Annotated in this window: 2 protein-coding genes; both read left to right on the top strand. The window is 49.4% G+C overall.

Features of this window, described 5'->3' with window-relative positions; translation table 11 throughout:
• The first annotated feature begins 133 nt into the window (after positions 1–133).
• Positions 134–1,675 (top strand): IS21 family transposase, encoded by a 1,542-nt coding sequence (gene istA, locus EVJ33_RS15080; RefSeq protein WP_131438364.1) that lies wholly within the window; start codon positions 134–136, stop codon positions 1,673–1,675.
• Positions 1,672–2,430, top strand: a complete 759-nt coding sequence (gene istB / locus EVJ33_RS15075) for an IS21-like element helper ATPase IstB (RefSeq protein ID WP_131438362.1) — start codon at positions 1,672–1,674, stop codon at positions 2,428–2,430. Before istA ends, istB begins: the two co-directional genes overlap by 4 nt.
• Positions 2,431–2,474 lie beyond the last annotated feature (44 nt).

Here is a 2,474-nt window from a genome sequence, read left to right as displayed (position 1 = left end):
TGTGAACGCTAGAATAAAATTGACAGTTTTTGCTCGATACGATTTTACACTATTGCCGAAGAATCAGAACAGAACTCCGATAGAGTAGTTGAGGCTATTTTATCTGGAGGGAATGGATTTGGAGGAAAAGTTAGTGCTACACATCAAGATTCATCAAATGTATCAGCAAAACATCAAAGTGGCTCAAATCGCCACAGCGCTGAAGGTATCAAGACCGACGGTATATAAGTACCTGAATATGACGTATGAAGACGCCCTACATGAATTTGACGGAAAAGTCTGTTCACGAAAGAAGAAACTCGACACATATCGGGACTGGATCATTGCATGGTTGGAGGAGTATCCGCATTTGAGCAGCGCACAAGTACATGACTGGTTACTTGAAAGATATCCCGACCTCTCGGTCGGGTCGAGCACGGTCAGGACATACGTGAAGGAAATCCGAGAAGTCTATCAGATTGAAAAGAAAAGGATCGTCCGCCATTACGAGGCCATCCCTGAACAACCGATGGGCAAGCAAGTACAGGTGGACTGGGGTGAGACCAGACAACGGACTAAAGACGGGAAAACGATAAAGCTTTATTTCATCGCGTTCGTACTTGCGCACTCTCGGATGAAGTATGTGGAATGGAGAGAACGTCCGTTCACCACCAAGGACACCATTCACTGCCATGAAAATGCGTTCCACTTCTATGGTGGGCGCCCTTCTGAAATCGTCTACGACCAGGATCACCTCATCGCAATCAACGAGAACGCAGGTGACGTCCTATTGACCAATGAGTTTCAAGCCTATGTGAACGAACGGAAGTTCAGAATCCATCTATGTCGCAGGGCCGACCCGGAGTCGAAGGGGATGATCGAGAACGTCGTGAAGTACATCAAACGGAATTTTGCGGACAGCCGAGTGTACCGGCATATCGAGGATTGGAACGACCGTTCCATGAGATGGTTGGAGAGGACAGGAAATCATAACGTCCATCAGACAACGAAAAAAAGACCAGCTGAAGTGTTCTCCGTCGAAAAACAACACTTACAACCGGTCTTATCGCTACTCTCTTTCGAAAGTATCCATATGGAAAGTATAGCAAGGAACGTCGGCAAGGACAACACAATCCGTTATCGCTCAAACCGCTACACCGTCCCAATCGGGACCTACTCATCGGCCAAGAAAAAGGTGGTATTCGTCGAGGTGACCGATCAGGATCGATTATTGATCCGCGAGTCTCCCGAGGGGAACGTGATCGCAGATCACCGGATCAGCAAAGAGAGCGGAAAACTGATTCAAAACCGTGACCACCTTCGGGATCGTTCCAAAGGAATCGAAGAACTGAAGCAACAAGTCCTCGCCTATTTCGAGGACAGAGAGGCCGCGTCCGATTATCTGGGTGAGCTCTCAAGGCGTTACCCGAGATACCGACGTGACCAGTTCAACATCATCAGGGACGTCGCGACCATGTACCCCAATCACTTAACGACGGCACTGGAAAAGTGTTCGCAAGAGAGTCTGTTCAGCGCCAACGATTTCCGAGACGTGGTCCACTATCTCGCGATCCTCTCGGACGATGGGCATGATCCAAAACCCGATACCGAACGTCCGAAGAAATCCGGGATACAAGTCGCAACGAGGCCGATCCAAGCCTACACCGACATCCTGAAAGGGGTGACGGCAAAATGAGTCAAAGCGTTTCCGAGCTACAACAGGACTTTCGGCAGCTTCGTCTCGCCGAGACGGCTGACGCCCTCCCGCAGATTTTGAGAGAGGCCGAAATGGCCTCCTGGACGTATATCGAATTTCTAAGTGCCATCACGAACCATGAACGTGCCAAACGAGACGCGAAAAGTTTGGAGAGACGAATGAAGTGGGCCCGATTCCCGTTCATCAAACCCCTCTCGGAGTTCAACTTAGAGGAACAGACCGCACTGACCGCCCGACAGCTGAAGCAGTTGAAACAGCTCAACTGGCTCGAACAACAGTACAATCTGATCCTCTTGGGCCCTCCGGGCGTCGGAAAGACGTTTTTGGCTGTGGGGCTAGGAATCGAGGCGGTCAACCACGGGTTCAAGGTATATTTCGTCACGATGGGCGAACTCGTCCAACTATTAAAAAGTGAAGAGTTCTCAAGTAAGTCGAAGATCCAGTTAAAAAGGTTGCGAGATTCGGACCTGGTCATTATCGATGACCTGATGTACATGGCCATGGACCAACGAGAAGCCAATCTCTTCTTCCATCTCGTCAACCACCTTTATGAGCGCAGCTCGATCATCCTGACCTCGAACAAAAGCCCCGACCAATGGGGCGAATTGATCGGAGACCAGGGCATCACGACTGCGATACTGGACCGTTTACTCCATCGCGTCGAAATCATACATAGTGATGACGACAGTCATCGGATGAGGAACCGGAAATCATTGTTTTCGGCAGAAGTGTAAAAGGCAAACGAGCAAAAAGTGTCAAAATCAACTTGACGTCTACA

Origin of the sequence: Exiguobacterium sp. SL-10 (genome assembly GCF_004337025.1) — a bacterium.
Lineage (GTDB): Bacteria > Bacillota > Bacilli > Exiguobacteriales > Exiguobacteriaceae > Exiguobacterium.
Note: the sequence above shows the minus strand (reverse complement) of the source record. Positions and strands in the feature narration are given on the sequence as shown.